Raw genomic sequence first — 26648 nt, 5'->3', positions numbered from 1 at the left:
GGGGAACGCCGGGAAGGGTGGGAGCAGCCGCGACAAAGTCAGGGCGGTTCGGCACTACCGGACGGGCCGTGCCTGGTGAGCAAGACGGGAAGGTGCACGCAAGGAACCGGTGTCGTGAAGCCTCTTAATCGTCGCCCAGCTCGAACCCGGTGGATTAGGGTTTGATTCCAGTGGTTCACAGCAAGTCAGCCTTGCAGGGTGAGATCCAGGATCGATGACCCGATGAGTAGTTCTGTTCTGTCCAGGTCGATGTCCCTCCGCACCCGTGGTGAACTGGCGCTGCAGCTCAGGTCAAGCCAGCGGTGCGGCTCACAGGCTGCGACTAGGGTTTCGACGGGCTGGGTGGGGAACTGGCGTGGCCGCACTCAGTGGGGAGGGAGGAACCGTGGCGGCGACGGGTATGTCCGAGGGGGCCATCCGGTTACGGACGGTAGATAGGTCGTTGATCTGTTCCTTGGTGTTGGTGTGGGGGTCGTGGTCGCGCTGGTGGACTGCGGCGGCGAGGTGGCGGCGGACAGCAGTGGCGGGGAGACAGGTGCTGGCAGCGATCCGGTCGACGCCGTTGTTCCAGGTGGCTGGGTCGCTTGCGGCGAGCACGAGGACGGCTTGACGGGCGGCGTGTAGACCGGCGAGGTGCTCGAGCCGTTCGGTGATCAGGGCCTCTGCCAGTGGTGTGTGCGCGTCAAGGGTCTCGCGGAGCGCGGCGGGTCCGTGCAGGGCGAGGAGGTCGGCGGGGTCGCTACCGGGTCGTAGCGCGATGGTGTGGGGGGTGAGGTTGTGCTGGGTCAGGAGCCAGTAGTCCCGCTGGGCGGCGACCTGTCCGGCAGTGTCAGCGTCGGTGGCCACGATGGGCTGCCGCCCTGCCTCGTGCGCGACGCGGGCGAGGTGTCGGGCCTGCTCCTGGGTGAGGGACGTGCCGAGGGGCGCCAGTCCGACGAACCGGCCCCGACCGGCGACGGATACGGCGAGGGCGTCCAGGGGGCCCTCGACGAGGACGGGGGTGGCGCCGGAGGTGATCAGGCCCTCCGTGACGGCGTACAGCTGCGCTCCCTTGTGGAACAGGTCGGTGTCGGGGGTGTTGAGGTACTTCGGGCCGCCGTCCTGCTGCAACCGCTGTGGGTGGCGGCGGGCGACGAACCCCAGCGGCTCGATCTGCCCGGCCGGGGACAGGCGGGTGATGGGGAGTACGAGGCGGTCGCGGAAGCGGTCGATGATCGTGCCGTGGCGGCTGGTCGAGGCAAGACCGGAGGCGGTCAGCTCGATGTCGGTAGCGCCGAGGCGGCGCAGGTGGCGGACGAGGCCCGTCCAGCCGGGTGGGGCGTAGCCGGGACGAACGTGGGGGTCCCCGGTCAGGTCGACCCCGAGCCGGTCGGTGAGGTAGGTCTGGGCCCATGAGCCGGGGAGGTGCCGGGCATAGTAGTCGACGGCGACCTGGTTGAGCTCGAGGATCCGGGCGGGGCTGACCTCGGCGGTGTCGGCGTCGTAGGCGCGGGCGAGCAGGGTGTCAACCTCCTGGTCGGTGGGATCCAGCACGCCGGCGAACTCGCGGGCGCGGGCGGCCCACGCGAGCGTGGCGAAGACCGCGTCATCGTCCATGACTGGTGCTGCATCCAGGTCGCTGTCGTCGACGTCGACCAGGTTCGACTCGAGCTGCGGCGCCTCGTCGTCGAGCGGGTCGAGGGGGTGGAGGGTGGTCCACTCCGAGCCGGTCGGGGCGCAGGGGGGCTGGTCGTCGTCGTCCCAGAAGGGGTTGGTCTCCTCCTCGGGTGCCGCGTGCGGGTCGGGCCAGAGGGCGTCCTCGTCCTCGGGTGGGGGTGGGTCGTTGAGGACGGAGATGCGCCAGACCAGGGCCTGGCACGGGTCGAGGTCGTCGCCGGCCTGATCGTCGGCGGCGTTCGACGTGGGGGTGAGCAGGTCGTCGATGCTCTGGCCGCGGGCGATGGCGTGGTCGACGACGGCGACGAGGGTGGGCCACCAGCTGGAGGTGCGCAGGGCGGTCGCGTGGTCGGCGCCGATGAGTGCGGGCAGCCGGTCCGCCCAGGGGGTGGCGAGGTGGTGGTCGTGCTCGACCTGGGTGGCGACGGCGGGGGACAGATGGCCGGCGATCCGCCACCAGAGGGCGGCGGCGTTGTGGTCGTCCGGGAGCGGGCCTTCGCTCAGGGCGCGACGGACCATGCGGGGGGCGTCGAGTCCGGCGCGGCCGAGAGCGGCGAGCCGTTCCGCCAGCAGGGGGGTGAAGGGGTCTATTCGCTGGTGACTGCGGGGGTGGGTCAGGGCCTGGTCGAGGACGGCGCCCCACTCGGCTAGGGCGGGGGTGCGGTGGCGGGCCAGGCGGGTGATGAGGTGGGTCTGCCAGCGGTGGGGGGCTGTGCTCATCTGGGTAGGCCCGGTCGGGCGGCGGTCGTGGGGGGAGACGTTCGTGGCGGCCCGCCAGACCGCGACGTCGACGAGCAGGTCGGTCGCCGGCCGGCCCTGCCCTTGCCGGGCCCACGACGGCAGCTCGGTGGCGGCGGCGGCGTGCTCGCCGACCTGGTCAGACAGGTCACGTACGCGGGCGGCGCGGGCGGCGAGGTAGGGGCCCCAGGCGGGGTCGTCGGCCAGGTCGGCGGGGATGCCGGGCAGCCACCGCAGCGGGCCGGTGCCGGCTCTGCGCAGACCGGTGTCGTCCAGGCGCCAGTCGAGGACGGCGGCGACGTCGCCGGCGGTGTCGACCTCGCGGATGGCGACGGCGGCGGACAGCTGGTGGACCGGGTCGAGGCCGTGGGCCGAGGCCAGGATCAGGTGGGCGCGCAGGGTGGGCCAGGCGGGCGCCCGGGTCAGGTCGGGCACGATCTGGTCTGCGGCGGTGTCCAGGCGGGCGACCTGCGCGGCGCCGAGCCGCTGCTCGGCCGCGACGTGGAGGGAGTCGACGTACCGGGAGACGGCATCCCCGAGCAGGGCGGCCGGGTCGTGCGCGTCGGCGCGCAGGGTGCTGGCCGAGCGGGAGGCGTCGTCGCGGGTGAGGATGCCCTCGAGCAGGTCGGTGGGGGTGGGCGGATGGGTGTGGTCGGGGCGGATGACGTTGTGCTCGTCGCCGTCGCCGACGACCTGCAGGTACAGGTGGTTGGCTGTCCGTCCGCGGGTGAGCGCGGTGTAGGCCAGCTGGCGGGACTCGGCGCCGGTGAGCAGGGTGTGGCTGGTATCGGCGGTCACCCCTTGGGCGGTGTGGATGGTGCAGGCGTAGCCGAGCTCGACCGAGGTCGTGACGTAGTCGCCCGGCAGGTCCACGAAGCGGCCGTTCGTGACGTGCTGAACCGTCAGCGCCCCATGACGGCCGAGCCCGGTGACCCGCCACCGGTCACCGTTCTTGACCCAGTCCGTCGCGCTCATTCGCAGGGCCCGGTCGTTGGTGCGCGTGATCACCAGGTCCCCGACCGAGGCCAGGTTGCCGTCGGCCAGCGTCACGGTGCCCTGGTCACCGCTGCCCGTCGCGGCAGAATCAAGGTCAGTGACAGTGGCGCCGGTGGCGCCGATGGTGAGGGGACTGCGGGTGGTGACGGAACTGCGGGTGGTGACGGAACTGCGGGTGGTGACAGTGCGGTTGGGGCCGCTGCTGGTGGTGTGGAGGCGGTGGAGTCGGGCGCGCTGGTTGAGCTCGGCGACCAGGTCGCGGGTGGGGGCCAGCATGATCGCGTCACGGCCGGCGGTCCGGTCCTTCCTCCAGGCGGTGAAGACGTCGTCGGTCATGGTGGTCAGGTCCCCGACACGGACCCGGTCGCGGTCGAGGTAGAACCCCAGCGCCTCGGGCAGCCCGTCGCGTAGGGCGAGGGAAGCCGCACCTTCGCAGGGGTCGGTGAACCGCATCAGCTCGCTGAGGTGCAGGCTGCCGTGGGTGGCCCGGATGTCGCGCAGGACACCGCCGGCGCCGACCGCGGCGAGCTGCTGGTCGTCCCCGATCAGACGGACCGACCCGCCGCGGGAGACGACGAACTCGATGACCGTGTCGAGGCTCAGGGTGTCGGCCATCCCGGCCTCGTCGACCACGACGAGGGTCCGCCGCCCGATCTGGTCGGCCCACTCGGGCAGCGCCGCGACGTCGGGATGGTGCAGGTGCCAGATGAGCTTGGCCATGGTGTCGGTGGTGGCCCCGAGGTGCTCGCCCAGGTTCTGCCCCAGGATGCTGGCCGCGGCCGCGGACGGGGCGAACCCGAGGACCTGCCCGCCGCCGTCGACCCAGGCCTGGGCCAGGGCCCGCATGGCGGTGGTCTTCCCCGCGCCGGCGGGAGCGATCGCGAGCTGGACCCGCGCCCCGGAGGTGGCCATCGCCCGGACCAGGGTGGCCTGGCCGGCGTTCAGCGGCAGCCCGTTCGCGGTCGAGGCGAGCATGGCCAGGTCGACCGTCGCCGGCGGGACGCGGGCGCCGTCGACCTGCCCGGCGCGGGCCACGATCCGCGCCTCGGCCGCCAGCAGGTCCGCCGACGTGAACAGCGCCGATCCGGCGACCGTGTACACGCTGGCACCATCGCTGCGCCGCAGCGAGGCCGGCAACCCAGCGACATCGACGTCGACGTCATCGCCGGGGCGGGTCAACGGCACCGACTGCCGGGTCAGGACCTCGTCGACGAGCAGACCGACGACCCGGTCCAGCCCGGAGGGATCGCCGGTGCTGCCCGTGCTACCCAAGCTGCCCAAGCTGCTCGTGCTGCTGACCCTGTCGAGAGCGGTGAGGTCGACGTCACGGACCTGACGCAGTGCCTCGGCCTCGACGTGCCAGCGCTGCCAGTGCGAGCGTCGGGCTTGGAGGGTGTCGCGGATCCCGGCCGCGGTGGTGGTGATCCAGGCGGCGTCGACCCGGGCCGGGGGAAGGTGCCGCGGGGACAGCGCGGAGGCGAGCATCGCGGTCACCGCGCGCTGCCCGCCGAGGACCTCGCGGGCCTGGCCTGCCCAGGTGGCCCGCTGCTGCTCGAGACTGCGCGGCTCATGCTTGGCGTCGCGGGTCTCCAGGGTCGCCTGCTGGGCCAGCTGGATCGACTCGACCGGGGACGGCGGCCGGCCGTGGGTGGCCTGGAACTGGCTGGCCAGGACCGCCCGCCGCGCTTCGATGCTGGCGCGGCGGGCGGACCAGTGCTGGTTCAGTGCCGGGTCGACACCGATGATCTCCCGCACGTCACGCTTGCGCGGGTCGAGGTTCGGGCGGGCCGCGAAACGGACCCCGAGCGCGGCGTGCAGGTGGTGCTCGAGGCGGGTGTTGTACGTCTCGGACGCGGCGACGGTGGCCTTGAACAGCAGACGCCCGTCGATGGCCAGCCACGTGCTGGCGCCGTGCTCGTCGGGTCGGGTCTGGACCTTGTTGGCCACGGCGACGTGGGTGTGCAGGTCGGGGTCACCGGCCCGGGAGTCGCGGTGGGTGAACGCCGCGGCGACCAGGCCGCGGGTCTCGACCTGGCGGATGCCCTGGGCGCCCTGCCGGGTGAACAGGGCGTTGTTCTCGAGGTAGGTCAGGGCATCCCGGACCGCCTGGTGGTGGGCCCGGTCGATCGCGGCGAAGGTCGCCCTGTCCGCGATCGCCCACAAGGTGCTGACGCTCTTGACCGGGGAGAAGGTCAGGTCGTACCCGGCCACCGCGTTGGTCCGCGGCCGGGAGTGGGTGGCGATCGTCGCGGCGACCTCGCGGGCGTCGGCGGGGTCGCGGCCAAACTCCTCCCGGAACAGCTCGACCGCGACCTGCGTCCGGATCCGGGCGCGGTCCGCCACGGAGCCCGCCGCGTCCGCAGGCAGACCCCGCGCGCGGTTGACGACGGCCACCCGCTGCGCGACCCGGCGACGGAACAGCGACACGTCGTCGGCGTAGACCGGGTACGGGTTCCCCAGCCAGGACGCATGGTCCTGGGCCCGGATGTCGAGCCCAGCCTCGGCCGCTGCGGCCCGGATCTGCTCGGCCATCGGATGCCGGCCGGACCCAAACAGGTTGCGCATCTGCTCCTCGGTGACCGGGTCACCGGCAGCCAGCCCATTCAGCCCGCCCAGCCCCTCCAGCCCGAGGCCACCCAGGCCGGTGAGGCCGGCCATCCCGCTGCCGACCCACACGCCGGGGGCCTCACCCTTGGCGGTGTAGTACGACGCCAGACCGGAGTGGCCGCGCTCAGTCGCATCCTGAGCAGCGACCTGACGGGTCAGGTAGTCGTACCCGCTCCCGGCGGTCAGCTTGTGGATGGACATGGTCACACCCGCCGAAAGCGACGCCCCGCCGCTCGGGGCTTGATCGTTGACCAGGTAACGACCGTCGGTGCAAGAGGTGTGTAGGGCAGCGTTTCGTGGTGCGGGAGGGGTCGGCGGGTCAGGGGTCGGGGGCGGCTCGTGAGGTGGGGGGACGTGAGCGGGTGGGGTCGGTGGCGTGGGAGCGGGGTGGGGCTGCTGGCGGAGGTCGGGATGGAGGTGAGCACGGGGGAGTGTCGGTGGGCTTTAGGGGGGTGGGACCCGGTGGGCGGGTTCACCAGGTGGAGGGAGAGTGCGGTGCCGAATCAGACGGTGAGGCAGCAGGCGCGGCGGGCGGCGCTGGACGCCCAGAGCAGGGCGCGGCAGCGCCGGGCTGAGCAGGACCGCCGGCGCAGCGCCCTCGCGATCACGGTCGTGACCGCGCTGGCGGAACGGGACGCGCACGTCCTGGCGTGCGAGGCCCGCGCGGGGCAGGCCCTGCGGGCGCTGACCGAGGTCGAGGGTCTCCCGGTGCGGGAGGCGGTCGAGTGGTGCGGTGACGGTGTCACCCGCCGGGAAGCTGCTCGGCTACGCACGCTGGGTCAGCCCCAGACCGGCGCTGAGACGTCTGAGACGTCTGAGACGTCTGAGCCAGCGGGGTCGACGGGGTCGACGGGGTCGACGGGCTCGGCCGGGTGGGCCAGGCCGGCTCGGACGGCGGACGCGGCGAAGCTGCGCTCGGGTCCACCGGCGTCCGCGGCAGCGGTGCAGCGGTGAGGGGAGCGCGGCGTCGGCAAGCGCAGGGACTCCGCGTTCTGACGGCGGCGTCGCAGTACAGCAGGCGATGAGCTGCTACCGATCGAAGATCGGGTGGTCCCGGGTGGCGACTGCTGGTGGTGGTCTTCTGGTGACGAGGTCGGGTCTGGGATGGTGTTGACCGTGAGGTCTGGGACCGGGCGCGGGTAGGTTGCTTGGCGACGTCACGTGCCCGGCGGTGTTGGCGTCTGGGTGGTGGCGCAGGACAGACACTGGCTTCCGTGAGGCGGCGCAGAAGGTGAGGTGTGGTGCACCGTGACGGACTTGGCGGACGAGCTGGAGCGGGCGGGACTGACCAGGGCCGGTGTCCTCGACCGAGTGCGTCACTCAGCGCAGTGTTCCCGCGCGTTCGGCCTCACCGCAGTCAGGGAACCTAACGGTGAGCCACGGGCGCGGCGCGCGCTGACGCGGGCATGGTCGACGGCGACCCTTCCGCTGTGGCTGATCGTGGTGTCGGCGGGTCAGTCGTGGCAGTACGGCACTGCTCGAGCGAGTCTGACCTCGGCACCGACGCCCACGGCCGTGATGAGGACGGCCGCCATCCCCGTCATCGCACTGGCCGTGGCGATCATCGCCGGTCCCCGGCTCCTGGTTGCTCTTGCCGTGGCGGCCGCGCCGTCGCTGATCGAGGCCACCGCGCTCACTGCCCGCGCCTACCGCTCGGGCATCGTGAGTGTCACCTCCGCGCGTGACCAGCTCCACGCGTCGGGCGTGCGGGACGTGCTCGAGGTCGGCAACCTGGTGGCTGGCGCGCAGACCCATGAGACGGTCGTCCTACTGCGCCGGCTCCTGCGAGCAGCGGACGCCGCCGAGACGGGCCTGGTCGTAGCCGCTCGAGACAGCGTCCGGCCAAAGTACGTCCGGCTCGGCTGGCAGCCGGTCGCCGGGGCGCCGCACACGCTCACCCGCCCGCCACAGGGCAAGCCGGCGAGACAGACGGCCGACTGAGAGAGCCCCCGCCGCGCCCCGCTCACGCGTGCGCCGTGCGCCGGTGGTACTCGCTCCGGTGAGCGCCGGCACGGTTCGTGCGGCTTGAGGAGGGCATCGACGTCGGAGGTGGCGCGCAGATGTCTTCTCGGAAAGCCTGGGAGGTGGCCTATCAACGTGACCGGGCCGCCGGCCGGCGGCGGTACGTCGATGCCCAGCCGACGCGGGCGCGGCTGACCGAGCTGGCCGCAGCACACGTGCCCCTCAGGGCCCTGGCCCGCGCCACGGGGCTGAGCGACACCGGCGTGAAGAAGATCCTCGACGGATCCGTTGAGCAGGTGCAGCGGGCCACAGCCGCCCAGGTCGCCACTGTGTCCCTGCCGCGACTGTATGAGGCGCAGACCCGCGGCCACGTTCCCCCCGTCGGTGCGGTGCGTCGGGTCCAGGCCCTCATGGCCATGGGGTGGAGCCACGACGACCTCAAGGCCGCCGGCGTGCCGAACACGCCCCAGCTGCTCAGCTCATCGGGGGACCTGATGACGGTGCAGCGGTGGCGCCAGGTCCGCGACGTGTACGACCGGCTGGCGATGACTCCTGGCCCGTCTCCGCAGACACGGGCACGGGCCAGGCGTCTGGACTACCCGCCTCCGCTGTCGTGGGACGAGGGCTCGATCGATGACCCCGGTGCCAGGCCAGTAGGTGACGCTGTAGAGGGAGCGGGCGCCGAGGTGATCGACATGGTCGCGGTCCGCCGCGCGATCGGCAGCGCAGGTGCGGGGCCGCCGTTGAACGCCCGAGAGCGGCGCGAAGTAGCCCGCGCGCTGGCCTCGACCGGCGACTCCGACGCGCAGATCGGCCGTCAGCTCGGCGTCAGCGGTCGCACCGTGCTGCGGATACGTCACCGCGAAGACATCGCCGCGGGCGGCGCCACCGATCGTGTGGGATCGAGCGAGGTGGAGTGGGCCGCCGCGTCGGCGGCGACGCGCGACCGCGTCGGCCGCGAGGGTGCACCCGGCCAGCCGGCGGGGGCACTGGCCCGACCTTTCGGGTGCAAGCCGCTGACCGGGTGAGGTGTCGGTCCCCTCTTGACGTCAGCGACAGACCCCTCCAGCCCGCCCGCCGTGTTGCGTCACTCCGCCCACTAAGACGCACATGAGTAGCGCTACTAGATTGACGACCGTGGGCAGGCGAGAAGTGGGTCGACGACTGGTCTCCGGATCGTCGTGACTTCACCACCACATCGAGCCCTGCGGCGCAGGAAACGGGTCACCCGACCAGACCACACCTGGCATTCTCTGAGGCGTGTCGAGCCCGAAGGAAGCAGCAGGGGAGCGCCTGTTCGAGAACTCGTTGCGGGATTTCGGTCCGCCGAACCGCGGGAGGATCGCGACTACGACCTGCCGTCGTTCGAGATGACGCTGCCGCCGCATGAAGCACTGATCCCCGTGTTGCTCCGTCACGCCTTGACCCTCATCGGGATACCCCACTGCGGACCCAGCGAAAATGTGGCGCGGTGGATGACGTTCACCTTCAAGGGTTACCCGGGCGAGCTCGCCCACGAGAAGTTCGGACTGCGGCTGCGCATCGGCGGCGAACTCACCGAAGAGCAGCCTGGCGACCTCTTGACCGAGATACGGACGAAGTTGATGTCGACTGTAAAGATCGTCGAAGGACTGCTGGCCGAGACGGCTAGCGACACGCTCAACGCCGGGAACGTGACGGTGATAAATCAGCACCTGCAGTTGCGCCGCGCCCACGACCACCTCCGCGAGCGGGCCAGCAACCCGGACGTAGTCGAGGACGTCCACGAGAGTGGGACGAGCGAGGACGGCACCTGGTCGACCTTCCTGCTGGGCAAGAACGTCATGGCATGCCTTCCACGACCTCGTTGCCGCCATCTCGGCCTTCGTGAGTTCGCTGGAGCACGACCTGGTCCGGGCTTAGCTACTTCGACCTGAAAAAGTCGGGGCGCGGCGGTGCGTGATCGGCTGGTTCCAAAAGGGAAGGATTGCCTCAACCCTTGGGGTCGAAGGGATCGAGGCCATCGTGCTTCGTACCGTAGGCGATCAGCCGTCGTTGTTCGAGGCTACGTTGCCGAAGGAGCTGTTGCGGCTCCCGGCGGAGCTTGCTCAGATCGACGAGTTGCCGGATGATCCGGTGTTCGTCGCGCCGTTCGTGCCGTTCTTCGACCCACGGCCGGGTCGGCCGTCTACGCCGATAGAGACCCTCTATGTGGTTGATGTTCCTGAAGTTCCAGTATCGGCTGGGCTGCGAGTCGCTGACGCCCCCGACAAGGCCGAGAGAGAGGGCGACGAGTGGCGGATCCTGATGACCATCTACCAGGCGCCCATCGTTCGGCAACTCAGTCTCGACGAGAGCACCCCGTCCGTCGTCATGAAAGCGCATGCGCTGGTTCCGGTGCCGCTCCCCGAAAATTGGAGGGACAGGCCAGACTTCCTTCGACTCCACAACGTCTGCCTCAAGCACGGGTACGAGTGGCCGCACGCACTATGACGCCTCTCCCTTTGAAGTCCCACATCAAGTCGTGAGCCGCCAGATCGGCACATGGGGACGCCACCAGCGTCATTGACTGGCAACCTGAAAGCCCGTGACGTTTGAGTGACATCTTCTATCGCCCGTGCGAAAATTTTCGCATTGCACGCTCGCGCGCTGGGCACCCTGGCTCGTCGCGCGCACGCGATGCGACAGGAGGCACGTAAGCTGCAGATGGCGATCTTAGCCATCCTCTGCGGTTGCCGCCCCCACCTGGTCGCGGAGTTCGGCGTCGGACCGATCGTTGCGGCAACGGATGGTTGAGGACGTCGGCTTCATCGCGGAGATCAACCGTTCTCCGCCTGTTCCGGCTCTTCGGCACTGGTCTTTCAACCGGCCACCGGGGCGGCTCGCTACACCGCCGGCGCCACGTGTCGGGCCCTTCGGGTTCAGTGCGGCGTGCAACCTCCCTGAACTGAATTTATCCGTAGTTCGCCACCGAAGAAGCGCGGTCGTTCCAGCCATATTGTCGGAAATTGGCTTCTTTTCTCGCTAAAACGTCCTTCGAATTGTCGTACCGGGGGAGGATTAGATTGCTACCGCCCGCGTTCACGTGCTCATAGTACGTGATCGTGTCGTCAGAGGGAGACTGCGACGAGATTTGGTCATTCCAGTCACCATGGGTAAAGAGAAAGCGGTTCTTCCATACTTTAGTGAGGTCTGGCCACCAATGTCTAGACGTCAGCCAAAAATAGTCCCCTTTCCATTCGGCATCATCGAACATCTGCACTGTCCCTGACAAAGTGGGAGGGTTTAGCAAGGCATTTGGCGCCTGGCCTACACTCCCCATCCAACCGCCACCGCCGCCCATTGGGGGCCCGTAGTCCAAGACCGATAGAATTGCGCGTGTGTGAAGAGCCTCCTCGACCTGATTGTTGGTGAACGTTTGCAGGAGTGGGCCATCTCGGCCGGACGTTGCCACCATGTAGAGCGGTTGCCCATCAAATCGCGTGATGTCGCTTGGATCATAGTTGACCCCGTCGATTACAAGTTCACACTCTGGTGGACGATGTGTGCAGTCCACATCGCCATCTGATGTCTCTTTGAAATGTCGACGTAAGATCGAGCTGGTCATTGGCGTAGCACGGGAGGGATTTTGCTGTTCCGCTCGATACATTTTCAGTGAGTGCGTCACGAGGGCTTCCAGATTTTCGACGCCTCGATCACGTATTTCCCGTAAGACGTCGTCGGCCGTGTGCTCGTCCTCTACAAAAATATCGGAATTCAAAACGTGTTCGAGTTGACCTTGCAGGCGTCGCTGTCCGTCTACCATTTCGAACTCCGTGAGTGGCCGGGTCGTCTCCGAGGTTATGGAGCCAACTCCACTATCCTCACCAGACCATCTCGCGTCAAGGTGCCTCCTGCCCCACCGAGCGGCTCGCGCGCCTATGGGGATTATGGGCTCTTCACCGCTGAGTGTGGGGTGAGCGCGACGCGCCGGGCGCCCGGTTGAGCCGGGGACAGGGTCGAGGTCCCCGAGGATCAGAGGACTCTGACCTCTTCTGATCACGAGGACCTCGACATGAGCGAGCCTACGTTGTGCTGCCGTACGCCCGGTGCGCCCGGTGGCTACTGCATCCGATGTGACCTGCTGGTGGGCCTCGAGGGGCTGCACGTCATCGCCGTCGAGCGGGACGACGGACGAGACCGGCCGGGGTTGACCATCACGGTGGAGTCCGCCCCGGGCCGCTGGGCTGCCCACGGTGGGGAATCGTCGCGCACGCACACGGCCGGATCGAGGTCCATCTGGTCGACGCCCCGGCGATGGGCCGACCGGTGAAATCGTGTGGCGCAAGCGGCGGTGGGTCTGTCCTGAGCGGGCCTGCCCGATCGGCTCGTTCGTCGAGCAAGACGCACGCGTCGCCGCGGCGAGAGCCCGGTTGACGACGCGGGCGTGCTGGTGGCTGGTCGAACAGATCCGCCGGGAGCACGCCTCGGTCAACGGGCTGCGCAGGCAGCTGGGCACGAGCTGGCGCACGGTGTGGGACGCCATCAGACCGCTGCTGCAGCACGCAGCCCGCGGCTGCGTTGCAGGCCGAGGTCGCCGCGTACGTTGACGCGTTCGCCGACCAGGGCGACGAGCACGGCCGCCGACTGGTCGTGCCCAACGGGTACCACGCCGCGCGGGAGGTGACCACGGCCGCGGGCGCCGTCCGGGTCAAGGCGCCGCGTGTCAACGACCGACGTGTCGACGAGTCCGCGGGCTCGCGGGCCCGGTTCTCGTCGGCGATCCTGCCGGCGTGGGCGCGCAAGTCGCCGAGGGTCGCGGAGGTCCTGCCACTGTTGTACCTGCATGGCCTGTCCAGCAACGACTTCGGGCCGGCGCTGGAGCAGTTCCTCGGCTCGAAGGCAGGTCTGTCGGGCCCCACTATCACCCGGCTCACGACCCAGTGGCAGGACGGGGCCGCCGTGTTCGGCACCCGGTTCCTGGCTGGGACCGACTACGTATACATGTGGGTCGACGGCTTCCACCTCAAGGTGCGGCTGAGCCCGGACAATGTGTGCCTGCTGGTGATAATCGGGGTCCGCGTTGACGGCACGAAGGAGCTGATCGCCCTGGCCGACGGGCACCGCGAGTCGTCCGAGTCATGGGCGGACCTGCTGCGCGACTGCCAACGCCGCGGGATGACCGCCCCGGTCCTCGCCGCCGGTGACGGAGCGCTCGGGTTCTGGAATGCGCTGCGGGACGTGTTCCCCACGACTCGCGAGCAGCGGTGCTGGTTCCACCAGATCGCCAACGTCTTGAACGCGCTCCCGAAGTCGGCCCAGCCCGGGGCCAAAGCCGCCCTGGCCGAGATCTGGCAGGCCGAGGACCGTGAGCACACCGCGCGCGTGGCGGCCGTGTTCGGGCCGAGCACGGCCCGAAGTGGCCCAAGGCGGCCGCGAAGGTCACCGACGACCTCGACGTGCTCTTGCCGTTCTATGACTACCCGGCCGAGCACTGGTTCCATTTGCAGACCACGAACCCGATCGAGTCGACTTTTCGCGACCCTGCGGCTGCGGCAGCGGGTCACCAAAGGTCCGGGCTCCCGGGCGGCGGGGATCGCGATGGCGTTCAAGCTCATCGAGTCCGCCCAAGCACGCTGGCGCACGGTCAACGCCCCGCACATGGTCGCGCTCGTCCGGGCCGGCGCCATGTTCGAGAAAGGCGAACTCATAGAACGACTCGAGGAGTCAGCCCCCGATTAACATGTCGCCTGACACACCCATCCACCGAGCTTGACATATTGCTCGCGCGCGCGGCACGTTCGGGTCTACGCTGTGCCACTGGGTCCCTTCTTGCCTGGCCAACGCGTGAGGCGGGCGACCTCCGGAGGTAGGCATGGTCGACCTGTTTCGCTACATCGAACACAATTTCGCCGTCCCCACCGCCACGGACGCGATCGACGCCACCAACGACTCAGATTTTCAGACCTCCCTCGGCGAGGCCACGCCCGCCGACCCGGCCGGTGATCCGGCTGACGCGCCGCCTGGGAAACCGCCAGCGGCACAGGCGATCCGGAGCCTCTCCGAGGCATACGTCGCGGCGCACTTCCCGTCCCCGACCGCGGACCCGACGGCGCTCGGACAGCGTCTCGACGGGCTCACCGCGGCCCTGTGGGCCCTCGACACCGTGACCAACGCCACCGTCGAGGCGGCAGCCGTCCAGGCGTTCGGTCAGTCGTCGGGTCAGGTCGTGGCCGCCGACGACTTCACGGGCGACCGCGCGCTGCTGCAGAACTCGGTGGTGGCGGTCAAGATGTCCACCGGGTTCGACCGCGCCGACACCGCCCGAATCGTGCGCCAGTTGCGCGCCATGGCGGTGCTCGAGCGGCTCGCCGCCGACGACGGCGAGGCTCTCGACCGGACGTCACTCCGCGCCCTCCTGCAGCGGCCGGTCCGTGTGCCCGCGGCGCTGCTGGACGCGCTCAGGAACTCGTCGCCACCGCCCGTTGCGGACGCCCCTGCTAATGACGACTACCGACAGCGGGTCGCCGGCATGCAGGCCCAGCGCGACCGTCTGCTCGCCGGCTACAACGCCCTTCTCGCGGTCGCGCCGCAGCAGCTGGCGATGACGACCGTGCGCGACGCCGGCGGTGAAACACGAGACGCCGCACAGGTGCGGGCGAGCGACTACGAGCGCGCAGTGCAGCCCGGCGAGCGGGACCCCGCATCCCAGTCCGTCGCGGCTGACGTCGCAGGCACTTCGCCGAAGGCGATCCTCACACTCGGCCCGGCCGCCCGGGAAGAGTTCGGCCGGCGGCACGGGGAGGCCGTCGACGCGCTGGGCCTCGACATCGCCGCGATCCCGCTGGACCAGACGGTCCGCGCTTTCGAGGTCCGGTTGACCGAGCTCAACACGCAGCTGCTGCCCCTGGAGGTGGCGACCGCGGCGAAGGTGTTCAGGGTCGGCGGTCACCTGTTCTCCGAGCCGGTGACGTCGATGAAGACCATGGACGCTCCTGCTCCGGGGGGCCTCGGCGCAGGCCTGGCGGCCGCTGACGCGCTGGTGCCGGCCGTCATGCCCGACTTCAGCAAGGTCATCACCCGGCCGGTCGGCATCGGCAACCTGCAGGTGGTCCGCCAAGAGCTCGTCGGCTACCGGGCGGCCGAGATCTCCCACATCGAGAACGTCCTGCCGGGCGAGGCCCTCCGCCGGGACACGAGGCGGGAGCAGCTCAACGAAACGATCCTGACGCAGGAGACGACAACCACCGCGGCTCAAGAGCGCGATCAGCAGTCGACGGACCGCAACGAGTTAGCGACCGAGACGCAGAAGGAGTCGGGCCGGCAGAGCTCGACGTCCGGGCCCGGCATGTCGTCGTCCGACTACGGCAAGCTGGTGGAGAACAGCAAGTCCAACTTCGCGCAGACGGTCGTTGCGCGGTCGGTGGAGAGCTTGACGCAGCAGGTCCGCCAGCAGCAGGTGCGGCGGGAACGCATTACCTACACCGAGCGTGCCCGACACGATCTCGACAACAGCGCGGGCGCCAAGCAGGTGGTCGGCATCTATCAGTGGCTCGACAAGCAATACAGCATGCGGGTGCTCAACTACGGCAGGCGACTGTTGTACGACGTCGTAGTACCGGAGCCTGCAGCTTTTCTCATGCAGGCGCTCAAGAATGCGGTGCAGCCAGAGAGCTTCGACCTCGTCAAGCCGCTGGATCCCAACCTGCTCCCGGACGACCTGAACGTGTCCAATTACACCTGGTACGCGAGCCAGTACGGCGTCAGCGCCTCCGTCTCTCCGCCGCCCGAGATCTACCTTCGGACGGTGGCGCACACGGAGGCCCCCGACCCGTCCCAGCACCTGACGACCTACGGCCAGCAGGTCGACGTGGCCTTCCACTCGGCGTTCAAGGTCACCGTTCCCGAGGGCTACAAGGCCGTCCGCGGCTATGTCCAGCACGTCAACATCAACAGGCTCGGCGACCAGCCGGGGGCCACCCTGGAACTGGTCGTCGCCGACCACGACCGGGTGCGCCTGCGTAGCGCAGAGAACCCCTACATCAATGCCTTCTTCGACATGGCGGGGGAGACGGGCGAAGTCCCGATGACCGTGCGCACGTTCGAGCGCATCGTCTCGCTCGCGTTCGCTGTCGCACTCGTCTGTCAGCGCACCGACTCGGCGTACGCGCAGTGGCAGCTGCGGACCCACGCCGCCATCGTCGCCGGCTACCAGCGGCAGCTGGCCTCCTACGAGGACCGCCTGGCGCGTTACGTGGCCTCGGTCCGCACCCAGTTGTCGGCGGCCGGCAACTTTGCCCACGACCCGTCGGTGACCCGGGACGAGATCAAGCGGGCGTTCATCGGCCTCTTGCTCGGTGAGCATCCGGCGGCGTGGCTGCCGACCCCGGTGCCGGCGCCGATGCCGCCGACGGCCACGCTGCCGGATCCGGTTGCCGTGAAGGCGTGGGGTGCGATGGTCGCGTTCTTCGAGCGCGCCTTCGAGTGGGAGAACCTGATGTTCACCTGTTACCCCTACTACTGGGGGCGTCCGGAGCGCTGGGAAGAGATGGCGCTGACGCAGGACCTCGACCCGCAGTTCGAGGAGTTCCTCAAGGCCGGCGCGGTCAGGGTCGTCGTACCGGCGCGGCCGGGGTTCGAGGCCGCACTTGCGCACTATCAGGAGACCGGCGACGTGTGGATGGGGGAGGAGATTCCCGACATGTACGGCGACAACTACCTCTCGATCATCGCCGAGATCAAGTCCGCCAACTTCGCGCCCGGTGACGAGGTGTGCCTCGAACAGTGGGAGGTCACGCTGCCCACGACGCTGGTCCTGCTGAGGGACGACGCGACGCTGCCGACATGGGCCGCGACACCATGTGCCCCTTTGGCCCAGCCGTAGCGCGGTGGCCGACCTCCGGAAAGAGATGGCGTCGCGCGTCGCCTGGTTCTACGAGACACAGCTGCGCCACCTCAACCTCGAGGGTTTTCAGGCAGTGCGCCCCGACAAACCCGGGCGGATGCTCGAGCTGGTCTCCGAGGAGGAGCAGCCTGGGGTCGTGCCGGGGCAGTTCGGCCGGACAACGGGCGGCGGGCGGGTGTACCGAGGCAGCCGGCGCCCGGTGTGGACCGACGACGACGCGGCCCGCCACGGCGCTTTCGCTGCGTCACTTGTCGGCCTGAACGCCGATTTCCTGGCCGGCAAGGAGCCACGCGAACTGTCAGCCGGACTGTCCGCGCTGAAGCAGGACTACGAGGCGAGCGCGTACGGATCGGTGACGGAGCCGCTCGGTGTGCTCGCAGGGCTGCCGCGACCGGAGCCCATTGACACCATGAGCATGGCAGTCAGCAGGGCGGAGCTGGCGGCGGCCAAACCGTGGCTCGTCCCGGAGCTGTACAACTTCGCCGAGCAGGAGGTGTCGGATCCCCGGAAATGGTTGACCAACCTCGAGGCATATGTCGCCGATTTCGAGACCGAGTTGCGGCTGAGCCTGGGAACGGCAGCCCCCGCGGTCGTTCTCGACCTCGATGCACCTGGGCCCTACCGGAGCGCCCTCGCCGCGATGCTCGCCGACAGCTCGGCCCGACGCGTCGCGGACTCCGTGCCCGTGCGGCTGGTTGAACTACGCAGGGACAAACCGCAGGACACGGAGGAGAAGTACTTTTACGAGCCGTCCCTCGCCACGGTGCAGTCGGCGATGGCCAAGGCAGAGGACTTTGCGCTCTCCCGCCGAACGAAGTATTGGACGCACGTGCTCCAGGACGCGCTCAAGGAGTGCGTGGTCCTCAAGCCGAACTCCGACATGGGCCAGTGCCTGCTGGTGCGGCTCTGCTACCGCTACGGAACGCTGCCCGCCGACCTCGGGGGCGGAGCCGATCTCACCTGGCGCCGTCGAACGGCGCCGGACGAGACCTTCACCAAGTTCCTCGCCGCTCGTGCGGAGGCACTGGGAGATGACGCCGAATCGAGGCGGCGACTGTCGGTCACCGGGACGAAGCTGCGCATCATCCTGGAGGAGTCCGCCGCCCATCCGCGCAGCGCCGACCCGAGCTTCTCCCCGCTGGCCGGCGCCATCCTGCAGCGGGGCCTGCTCTCGGCCAAGTACTGGCTCGACGAAATGCCACGGGCCACGGGCAACGACCGGCTCAACAAGCTCAAGCGTGACCTCGACTACGGCGACGACGAGGTCGACCACGAGATGGAGTTCTGGTCGGAGAACCACTACATCATGTTCGCGTCGTCGGAGTATCTACTCGGCCAACTGTGGGCGGCGGAGTCCTTCCAGCCTTGCGGGGTGATCGCGGACGACGGTGACACCATCGGACTACGGACGGGAGCCCAGCGCCGTGACCGCGGACGGGCCCGTGTCCTCAAGTGGCTGAACAACCGGCTGATGTTCGGGTGGATGGAGTTCAACTCCTCCGGCTACTACACGGAGCACCTGTGGGCGCTGCTCAACCTCGTCGACTTTGCCCTCGACGAAGAGGTGCGCACCAAGGCCGCGATGGCGGTGGACCTGATGCTCTTCGACGTGATCCGGTTCTCCCATCGGGGGTCCATGGGAGCGGCTGGTGGGCGGAGCCAGTTCAAGTCGAAGAGCTGCGGCTTCGACAACGGTCTATCCGACGTCGTAGAGATCCTGCTCGGCGTCAAGGAAGTGTTCGCCGAACAGGACGCGAAGATCGCTGCCAGTTTCGCGTCCTCGACGTACGTGACTCCGCTGGTACTACTGGAGATCGGAGCGAATCCACCGAACTATCCGTTCACGGACCGCTCACGGGTGTCGATCACCTTCGAGGAGTCGGGCAAGTACGGCATCACGTGGTCGCAGCACTCAACAGTGCGCGCCTCCCTGACGGCAGGTTACGCGAGCAAGCGCGCCCGATATTCCCCCTTCCTCGCCGAGGTCAACGCCGACATCGCCCGCGTGCACGACGGCTACGGGGCGCGGGAGGACGACACCGTCTTCTTCTGGGGCATGTCCGCGTTCTTCAACAAGCAAGTCGCGCGCAACACGGCCCATGTGGTGAAGGCGTTCGGGCTCGGGACCGCCGATGCGTTCTCAACACCCGGCACGCTGGTGAAGCTGGTCGGCTTCTTCCGCGCCCCTGAAAGCGCGCTGACGGGTTTCAGTGTCGCCGACCTGTCGGACGATGCCCTCGGCGCGTTGAGCGGTGAAGGCTCAGACACGGTCGACGAGAAGACCGCCGACGACCTGTCTCTCGTCCTGGAAGGCTCGACCCGCACCCGCGTGAACATGGTGACCTACTGCTCGCCCGGGGCGATGCAGTCCAGCATCCAGAACTTCAGGTATGGCCAGCTCAACTTTCAATCGAGCATCCAGCAGGTCACGCTTAACGGCGCCCTAAATGTGTTCGTCAACGCCGGCTTCGGGGGGCTCGACATCTCCGACCTCGCGTCGTTCGGAGCCGGATTCCTGGTCGGCGGACTGGTCGGCGGGCTCTTCCTGGGGCCCCTCGGCGCGTTGGGCGGCTCGATCGGCGGGGGGATCGCCGCGGTCTCCGAGGTCGAGGACCTGAAGGGCACCAACCCGTTGAACAAGAACCACCAGGACGGCCCCGAGTGGTGGACGGGCAACTGGGCGTTGCCGCGGGTGCTGGCTCACCGGGGCGCGGTCATCATGCTGTCCGAGTTCTACGACATCCAGGATTTCCTTGCGGAGACCGGATCTCACGCCTGGTTCCCGAAATCGGGCTTCGACCGGGTCGTGGAACGGCGCACGTCGGCGTACGACGATGCGAATTTCGCTTTGCTGGACATCGGTCACGTCGGCCCGAAGGGCTTCTGGCTGTTCGGCAAGGTCGTCCATCCGGCTACGCCGGGCTCGCAGGGGCCTCCGGAGGAGGGCTACGTCGGGGTCTTCTCCAACAAGCGGCCCACGTGGCTCACCCGGGACGACGACCCCTACCCGTACCGCATGAAGGAGGTAACCGGGGACGACGCCGGCAAGCGTCTGTGGAAGGACGCGCCGGACCCGTTCGTCGACCGCGACTGGTACGTCAACGGCAAGAACATATGGATCGTGCAGGTCGGCAGCCGCTCGGAGTTCGGCAGCTTCGAGGACTTCATGGACCGCGTCTCCTCCGCCCGCGTGCATGCGGACGACGTCGGAGACCTCGAGTGCACGTACGACGTCCCGATCCCGGGTGGCGGATCCGATCGGCTGCGTCTCACCAATGGGGACTCTCCCGAGTTCGAGCTGAACGGCGCGCCCCTCGCCACCGATCTGTTCCCGCGGTTCGAGAACCCGTTCGTGCGGAGCGGCCGTGTCGAGTGGGGGCAGCGCACGTATTGCCTCGATTGGAACGGCGCGAGCCTGCTGCACGACTTCTCCGACGCATCCCATCCGGTGCGAGTCGAGGCCCCACCCGTCGGGCCCGGGGATGCCGAGACCGTCGTGGCCCTGGTGCTGCACCTGCGGACCACCGACGAGGCGATGGAGGCGTTCACCGTTGTTACGGCCACTGTCGACATCGGCTGCCGCCGGGCGACCACGGACCAGGTGGTTGCCGCTGGCCCCGTGTCGGAGGACACCGACCATGACGCCGAGTGGGTGTTCTTCGACCTTTCGCTGCCACGCAGTTCCGACATGGTCCTGGAGCTGACGCACCCGCCTGGCGGCGGCGACCCGGCTGACCTGTCGTTCCTGGATCCTGAGCAGGCGTTCGAACCGGCACGGTTGCTCAACCCCCTGGCGGGGCCGCTCGGTCTGCTGGGTGACGTTGACCCGGCCTGGCACGGGACCTACTCGGTGCGGGCGCTGATGGGGGACCACCGTCTCCTCGACGCGTCGGTGGCCTTCCCGAACGTGGCGCTGGAGGGCGATCGGCGCGCCGGCGGCAAGCGGGCGTTCACGGTGCCGCTCAAGCTTTGGGCACCGTGGGCGGCAGTGGGAGGCGCGCTGGAGCCGGCCTCCTGGCTCCTCGGCACGCATCCGCCGGCTGCCTCGCAGTGGCAGGACCACCACGACGTGTTCGTCCGCGACGCGCAGCACCGTCTGTGGCACCGGCGAATGTCCTGCGGCGGCACGGTGGGATTCTGGCGCGAACTCGACACCGCGGGCGCCGCGCCGGGCAGGCGACAAGCGCCGTGGGACGCGGTCACCGACCCCAAGGGGGGGGGTTGCGTGTTCGTCGTCTCCGACGGCGCGTTGCTTGCCCGCGTCGGGGACGCGGACGGCGGTTGGTCACAGCCGTGGTCCGACCTCACGCCGACCACCCTCGAGGGGCCGCCCCCGTTCGGTCAGGTTTCCGTCGGCGTCCCGCTCGACGCCGGCAGCACGGTGACCGCGGTGCCGGCCACCGGCCCTTTCAGCGGAAGCGCCGACCTGTACGTGACCGGCAGCGACGGTGCGGTGTACTACCGCCTCGGCTGGACCCTCGGAGACAGCGGGCCCTGGCAGCAGTTGGGCAACGTCGACTTCGCGCCGGCGCCGGGCGCGCAGGTCCGGGTGGTCGGCCGACAGGTGGTCGCCCGTTCGACTGACGGGCGGTTGTGGGCGCGCGACCGCGAGCCGACGGCGCTGTTCGGCGGAAGCTGGCAGACCATCGACGGCCCCGGGTTCTTCGTCGAGCACGTCGCGGCTGGCGGGGACGACGGCAACCAGCTGCTAGCGGTGCGCGGACCGGGAGGTCGCGTGAGCGTGGGCACGCGGACCGCGAACGCGGCGGTCACCTGGGTGTCGCCCGGCGCGACCGACGACTGGGTGCCCGGGGTGCGCACCGACCTGGCGTGGGCGGTGACTGGGCCGGGGGATCAATGGCTGTTCGCCGGCGGGGCTGACGGCACCGTGCGCGCGCTGACGGCCGCTGCGCCCGTGTGGACGGTGGTGGGCGGCGCGTCGCATGCCGCCGCCGCCGGGTCGCTGCTGGCGGCCACCTCGCGCGCCCCCGGCCAGGTCGAGGTGTTCACCCAAGGCCCGGACGGCTCACTGTCCTGGACGTGGTGGTCCTAGCCGCCGGCCGTTGCCCGGTGACGCGCTCAGAGCTCGTCGGTGTAAGTGGGGCACAGCGGCAGTCGCGAGAGGTTGTCGGCCGTGGTGTCGTCCGGCACGGTCGCGATGTAGGGGTAGTAGTAGATGTCGTCGGCTGTCCGGTGAGGTTCGACGATCACCACCTCCGCCACGGTCCCGTCGGGGGCCTTCGTGAAGAAGGTCTTCTGCTTGCTGCGCAGGAGAAAGATGACAGTGTCGCGCGTGAGCTTCCAGAAGGTCGCGCCGTCGTAGCCGCCGACCACCGAGATGAAGCGGGCATGGTTGGGGCCTCGCTGACTGCGGTGGTAGGTGTACTCGACGCTGGAGATCTGCAGTCGGTCATTGGGCGGGATGACGTCGACCGGGATGAACTTCGGGATTGCGTCATAGCTCAGATACAGCCGCCCGATGTAGACGCCGTGTCCCTCGCCGGCTGTGCCGGTGTGCACCAGGCCCCGGAGCACGGGGATGTGGACACCGTCGTCCTCGATCCAGAAATTGACTGAGCGGGCGTAGCTCTTGGCCATCTGGATCTCGAACTTGGGCCGGTAGTCGTAGTGCGGTGCCGTCGGCCTGTCCGCGAACAGGACGCGGAAGTCCGCCACCCGGCTCTCACCCGAGTGCGGGACGTTGGCCGGGAAGCGGCCCGAGTCGTCGGCCAGTGCGGTCAGATACACGGTTTTGGCATGCTGGAACTCCGACTCCGTGACCACCGAGGTCACGGGGTGGATCTCCGTCTTGTCCGAATGCGACTTGTCCTCCGACCAGGTGCCGACCACCGTCACGTGACGACCGTTCAGGCTGCCGAAGTAGATTTGCTCGTGGAGGTTGTCATCGAAGTAGTCGCTGGGCTCGACCTCGCACTCGACCTGGCCGTTCTCGTTGCGCGTCCCGTGCGAGTTGGTCAAGAGCCACTCGCTGCCGGCGTCCGGGCGCACCATGAGGATCCAGTCGCCGTCCATGGCCCTGTCGGTGTTGGTGACGGTGCCGTGCAGGACGGCGTAGTCGGCCAGTTCGTTCCACCCGAGGACGCCCATGCGTCAGGCCGCCCGGAGAAGCACGCGTCGGTGTCTGCGGGCGACGATCGCGAGCAGAGTCGCGGCCACGAGGAGCCCGAGCACGATGCCCGCCTCCACCGCACCGTTGCCGTGGTCGGGATCCCATCCGAACACCTCGAGCCAGCCGTGAAACACGGCGGTGAGGACACCGAGCAGTCCGGAGACGACCGCAAGAGCGGTCTCGATGTGCACGCGCGCAGCTGTCGGCGTCGATCTCATCGATCCGTCCCTTTCGTCTCAGGCCAACGGTCCAGTCACTCGATTTTGGCCCGCAACCGGAGGTCCAGTCAATCCTTGTCGATGATAATTTGCGCGAGGCCTGCGCATTCATGCGGTACGCCGGAAGTTGCGGATACGCGGCGCGCCGTCACCCTTCCGATGATGCGAGACGGTCGCGGGCCCCACGTGCCGCGGAGCGAGCCGCTTAGCGGAAAGAACAGAAGGTCCTCGCCTGCGCCTGGCGCGACGCAACCCGGGGCGAGATCACCTTCATCAGTCCGCACGACCAGAACTTTCGGTTTCCGGTCATCATCGCCGGTGGGCTGGCCGCCTTCGTCAGTGGCATCAACCGTGGGTAGGGGGTGACGACTCGAGCTTGGAGGTCGGCGTCGATAAGTGCGAGGACGGTTGTCTTGTGCTTCCCCACGGTCCGGAGAGCTCTATGGACAGCGGGTCCAATGCGTCGTCGAGGACCGCGTCGGCGATCGCCTAAGCCTCGATCCAAGTGGGCCGTGAGGCGCTGACAACTAGAATGGAGGTGAAAGACCTTCATCGCCGTCCTGTCGCAGCATGGCGGTGCAGCTGAGGGCAGCCGATCCCGGGAGGGACCGTGATCGTTGGGGAGCAGCCCTCAGAAAGCCGGGACATCCCAGTACTGCCAGATGGTGTGGGTTCAGCGAGCGTGACGGCGAGGAGTACGCGAGGAACCAGCGCCAGTACGTCCCTTAGCTTAGAAGTGAAGTGCATGGTCGTGCCTTTCGGGAGTGCTCATGGACGGCGCTCCCGGACGACCGATCGCCCGACCGTGGCCCCGGAGGGGAACACCCATGTCGATACCTTCACCGGTACCACCTCCTCGTTCTCCCGCACGGCCTTGAGAAGGCTAGTAATCGCCCTTTTCCTGTTGCGTCTTATCGCCGCGAGAGCGGCCGTCCCACACCGCCGCGAGTGCGGCCGTCCCACACCGCCGCGAGTGCGGCCGTCCCACACCGCCGCGAGTGCGGCTATCCCACACCGCCGCGAGCCGGCGCACCAGAGTGCACGCTCAAGGAGCCGGGCGCCGGGCGCCGGGGAGCCGGGAGCCGGGAGCCGGGCGGCGGGGAGCGCCAACTAGTTCAGCTGCTCTATCAATGTAGGATAGGAGACGGTATGGCCCGATATTGCCGCCCACGGAGCTGACGCCCGTGCCTTCCAATGTCTACGCTGTTTCTTCAGTGACGGTCCACGGTGGCGGGGCCAGTTGCATGCCGATCTGCGCGCGGCTCGTCCCCTGTGTCAAGTCACTGGAACACGCTGGGGCGTGCCACGCCCGACCGGCTTGTGGGGCCTGCTCTCCCTATACTCAGGTGTGACCAGCTCAGCGTCATCGCCCGCCTCCTCGGCCGCCTCCTCGCCCGGCTCCGGTCCGGGGCACGGTTCCGAACCGGACCAGCAGCACGGGCGGGTTCGCGGCGCGGACCGGAACCGGGCCGCCCGGACCTCGGGGGACAAGACGGGGCGTCCGCCCGAGGGGCCAACGGGGCCCGAACACGGCGGCCCCGTCCGGCCCGCTACCGCGGGGCTCGTCCTCGGTGCGCTCGGCGTCGTCTTCGGGGACATCGGCACGAGCCCCCTGTATGCGCTCCAGACGGTCTTCTCCCTCGACCAGGGTGAGGTCAAGCCGACGCCCGACGACGTCTACGGCGTCATCTCGCTCGTCTTCTGGTCGGTCACCCTCATCGTCTCGGTGAAGTACGTCCTCGTCGTCATGCGCGCCGACAACGACGGCGAGGGTGGGGTCATGGCCCTGGCCGCGCTCGCACGACGTCTGCTCAGCCCCACCTCGAAGCGCACGAAGGTCGTCATGACCCTCGGTGTCCTCGGCGCGTCCCTCTTCTACGGCGACTCGGTCATCACCCCCGCGATCTCGGTGCTCTCGGCGGTCGAGGGAATCACCGTCAGTAACCCCGGTCTGGCGTCCTTCGTCGTCCCAATCGCGGCGACGATCCTTACCGTCCTCTTCGCGGCTCAACGGTTCGGCACGGGCCGGGTCGGGTCGCTGTTCGGTCCGGTCATGCTGGTGTGGTTCGCGGCCATCGCGCTGGCCGGGCTCACCCACGTCGTCGGCGACCCAGCCATCATCCGGGGCCTCTCGCCGTCCTACGCAATCAGCTTCGTCGTCTCGCACCCCGGCATCGCCCTCATCGCCCTGGGGGCCGTCGTCCTGTCGATCACCGGTGCCGAGGCGCTGTACGCCGACATGGGCCACTTCGGACGGCCGGCCATCAGCCGGGCGTGGTTCTGGGTCGCCTTCCCCGCCCTGGTCCTCAACTACCTCGGGCAGGGGGCGCTGATCCTGAAGGACCCCAAGGCGATCAGCAACCCGTTCTTCCTCCTCGTGCCGGGCTGGGCGACGATCCCCATGGTGGTCCTGGCCACCGCAGCCACCGTCATCGCCTCGCAAGCGGTCATCTCCGGCGCCTTCTCCATGTCACGGCAGGCCGTGCAGCTCGGGTTCCTGCCACCGCTCACCGTCAAGCAGACGTCCGACGAGGAGCAGGGACAGATCTACCTGCCGTTCGTCAACGCCGCGCTGTTCGTCGTCGTCCTCGTGCTCATGGTCACCTTCGGCTCGTCGGCGAAACTGGCCACGGCCTACGGCGTCTCGGTCACCGGGGCGCTACTCATCGACACCCTCCTGCTGCTCAGCGTCGCCCGCATCCTCTTCGGCTGGTCGACGTCGAAGCTCGTGCTCGCCGGTGTGGCGTTCGGCGGCACGGAGGCCGCGTTCCTCAGCGCCAACTTCACGAAGATCATCCACGGCGGCTGGCTCCCGCTGCTCATCGCTGCGGTCATGTTCACGGTGATGACGACGTGGCAGCGCGGCCGGGAGCTCATCATCCGCAACCGCACCGAAGTCGAAGGCTCCCTCATGGAGTTCATCCGGCAGCTGCCGGACCAACATCTCGTCCGGGTTCCCGGCACCGCCGTCTTCCCGCACCCCTCGAGCGCGACGACCCCGCTCGCCCTGCGCGCGAACGTCGAGCACAACGGCGTGCTGCACGAGCACGTCGTCATCGTCTCGGCGCAGGCCCAGAACGTGCCGCACGTGCCACTGGACCAGCAGGTCACGGTCGACGACCTCGGCAACCCCGACGACGGCATCATCTTCGTCAGCATCAAGTACGGCTTCGCTGACCGCCCCGACCTGCCGGAAGGCCTCACCATGGCGGCAGGCCAGCACCCCGAGACGCACTACGACGCCGACACCGCGTCCTACTTCCTCTCCCGCGCCACCCTGCGGGCGGGCCGCGAGCCAGGGATGCAACGGTGGCGCAAGCTACTGTTCATCGGCCTGGCCCACAACGCCGCCGACCCGTCGGTACGCTTCCACCTGCCCCCCGACCGCACCGTCGTCATGGGCTCCCGCGTCGACCTCTAAAAAGAAGGTGCCCACACCTACGCGTGCAAGCGCCGACCGCGTCACACCGCCGCGAGT

The 26648-nt window shown here is 68.9% G+C and carries 14 protein-coding genes and 1 pseudogene; 11 read left to right on the top strand and 4 right to left on the bottom strand.

Features of this window, described 5'->3' with window-relative positions; all coding sequences use genetic code 11:
• Positions 1 to 309: 309 nt before the first annotated feature.
• Complete coding sequence (gene mobF / locus V3N99_08245; GenBank protein MEO3936736.1) at positions 310 to 6198, bottom strand: MobF family relaxase; 5889 nt, start codon at positions 6196 to 6198, stop codon at positions 310 to 312.
• A 294-nt stretch (positions 6199 to 6492) separates the two neighbouring features.
• On the opposite strand from mobF, the gene V3N99_08240 reads away from it, so the two are divergent.
• The 5 genes and pseudogenes from V3N99_08240 to V3N99_08220 all read left to right on the top strand — a co-directional run bounded on the left by V3N99_08240 (position 6493) and on the right by V3N99_08220 (position 10198).
• Positions 6493 to 6951, top strand: coding sequence for a hypothetical protein (locus V3N99_08240; protein ID MEO3936735.1), 459 nt, complete (start codon positions 6493 to 6495; stop codon positions 6949 to 6951).
• Between the two features lie 561 nt (positions 6952 to 7512).
• Positions 7513 to 7938, top strand: coding sequence for a hypothetical protein (locus V3N99_08235; protein ID MEO3936734.1), 426 nt, complete (start codon positions 7513 to 7515; stop codon positions 7936 to 7938).
• A gap of 119 nt (positions 7939 to 8057) precedes the next feature.
• Positions 8058 to 8987 (top strand): helix-turn-helix domain-containing protein, encoded by a 930-nt coding sequence (locus tag V3N99_08230; GenBank protein ID MEO3936733.1) that lies wholly within the window; start codon positions 8058 to 8060, stop codon positions 8985 to 8987.
• A 447-nt stretch (positions 8988 to 9434) separates the two neighbouring features.
• Positions 9435 to 9875, top strand: coding sequence for a hypothetical protein (locus V3N99_08225; protein MEO3936732.1), 441 nt, complete (start codon positions 9435 to 9437; stop codon positions 9873 to 9875).
• Positions 9876 to 9963: 88 nt separating this feature from the next.
• A pseudogene (locus V3N99_08220) lies at positions 9964 to 10198 on the top strand (ISNCY family transposase).
• Positions 10199 to 10891: 693 nt separating this feature from the next.
• Here V3N99_08220 and V3N99_08215 read toward each other — a convergent pair.
• The gene (locus tag V3N99_08215) at positions 10892 to 11743 is read right to left on the bottom strand and encodes a hypothetical protein (protein ID MEO3936731.1); all 852 of its coding nucleotides are present in this window, start codon (positions 11741 to 11743) and stop codon (positions 10892 to 10894) included.
• Positions 11744 to 11992: 249 nt separating this feature from the next.
• Between V3N99_08215 and V3N99_08210 the strand changes: the two genes are divergently transcribed.
• The 5 genes from V3N99_08210 (at position 11993) to V3N99_08190 (ending at position 21875) form a co-directional block, all read left to right on the top strand.
• Positions 11993 to 12250, top strand: a complete 258-nt coding sequence (locus V3N99_08210) for a hypothetical protein (GenBank protein ID MEO3936730.1) — start codon at positions 11993 to 11995, stop codon at positions 12248 to 12250.
• The gene (locus V3N99_08205) at positions 12174 to 12527 is read left to right on the top strand and encodes a helix-turn-helix domain-containing protein (protein ID MEO3936729.1); all 354 of its coding nucleotides are present in this window, start codon (positions 12174 to 12176) and stop codon (positions 12525 to 12527) included. The genes V3N99_08210 and V3N99_08205 overlap by 77 nt, the downstream gene beginning before the upstream one ends.
• Positions 12499 to 13659, top strand: coding sequence for an IS256 family transposase (locus tag V3N99_08200; protein MEO3936728.1), 1161 nt, complete (start codon positions 12499 to 12501; stop codon positions 13657 to 13659). Before V3N99_08205 ends, V3N99_08200 begins: the two co-directional genes overlap by 29 nt.
• Before the next feature lie 133 nt (positions 13660 to 13792).
• Positions 13793 to 16801 carry a hypothetical protein gene (locus V3N99_08195; protein ID MEO3936727.1) on the top strand — a complete coding sequence of 1003 codons (3009 nt, stop codon included), beginning with the start codon at positions 13793 to 13795 and terminating at the stop codon, positions 16799 to 16801.
• A 4-nt stretch (positions 16802 to 16805) separates the two neighbouring features.
• Positions 16806 to 21875: a hypothetical protein gene (locus tag V3N99_08190; protein MEO3936726.1), complete on the top strand. Its 5070-nt coding sequence runs from the start codon at positions 16806 to 16808 to the stop codon at positions 21873 to 21875.
• A 26-nt stretch (positions 21876 to 21901) separates the two neighbouring features.
• Here the strand turns inward: V3N99_08190 and V3N99_08185 are convergent, their stop codons facing one another.
• Together V3N99_08185 and V3N99_08180 are read right to left on the bottom strand one after the other, a co-directional pair.
• A complete protein-coding gene (locus tag V3N99_08185) occupies positions 21902 to 22930 on the bottom strand; it encodes a DUF3892 domain-containing protein (protein ID MEO3936725.1) in 1029 nt (342 codons plus the stop codon).
• A 3-nt stretch (positions 22931 to 22933) separates the two neighbouring features.
• Positions 22934 to 23170, bottom strand: coding sequence for a hypothetical protein (locus V3N99_08180; GenBank protein ID MEO3936724.1), 237 nt, complete (start codon positions 23168 to 23170; stop codon positions 22934 to 22936).
• A gap of 1348 nt (positions 23171 to 24518) precedes the next feature.
• Here V3N99_08180 and V3N99_08175 point away from each other — a divergent pair.
• Positions 24519 to 26591, top strand: coding sequence for a potassium transporter Kup (locus V3N99_08175; GenBank protein MEO3936723.1), 2073 nt, complete (start codon positions 24519 to 24521; stop codon positions 26589 to 26591).
• Positions 26592 to 26648: the final 57 nt, after the last annotated feature.

This window comes from Dermatophilaceae bacterium Soc4.6 (assembly GCA_039889245.1).
GTDB lineage: Bacteria > Actinomycetota > Actinomycetes > Actinomycetales > Dermatophilaceae > Lapillicoccus.
The sequence above is the reverse complement of the archived record's forward strand: the minus strand, read 5'-3'. Positions and strand labels throughout refer to the sequence as shown.

What these genes read in the sequence shown, in the direction of transcription:
- V3N99_08215 (MEO3936731.1), bottom strand. Translation starts at nt 11,743, where the DNA reads ATGGTAGACGGACAGCGACGCCTGCAAGGTCAACTCGAACACGTTTTG.
- V3N99_08185 (MEO3936725.1), bottom strand. Translation starts at nt 22,930, where the DNA reads ATGGGCGTCCTCGGGTGGAACGAACTGGCCGACTACGCCGTCCTGCAC.
- V3N99_08225 (MEO3936732.1), top strand. Translation starts at nt 9,435, where the DNA reads ATGACGTTCACCTTCAAGGGTTACCCGGGCGAGCTCGCCCACGAGAAG.
- mobF (MEO3936736.1), bottom strand. Translation starts at nt 6,198, where the DNA reads ATGTCCATCCACAAGCTGACCGCCGGGAGCGGGTACGACTACCTGACC.
- V3N99_08210 (MEO3936730.1), top strand. Translation starts at nt 11,993, where the DNA reads ATGAGCGAGCCTACGTTGTGCTGCCGTACGCCCGGTGCGCCCGGTGGC.
- V3N99_08180 (MEO3936724.1), bottom strand. Translation starts at nt 23,170, where the DNA reads ATGAGATCGACGCCGACAGCTGCGCGCGTGCACATCGAGACCGCTCTT.
- V3N99_08230 (MEO3936733.1), top strand. Translation starts at nt 8,058, where the DNA reads ATGTCTTCTCGGAAAGCCTGGGAGGTGGCCTATCAACGTGACCGGGCC.
- V3N99_08195 (MEO3936727.1), top strand. Translation starts at nt 13,793, where the DNA reads ATGGTCGACCTGTTTCGCTACATCGAACACAATTTCGCCGTCCCCACC.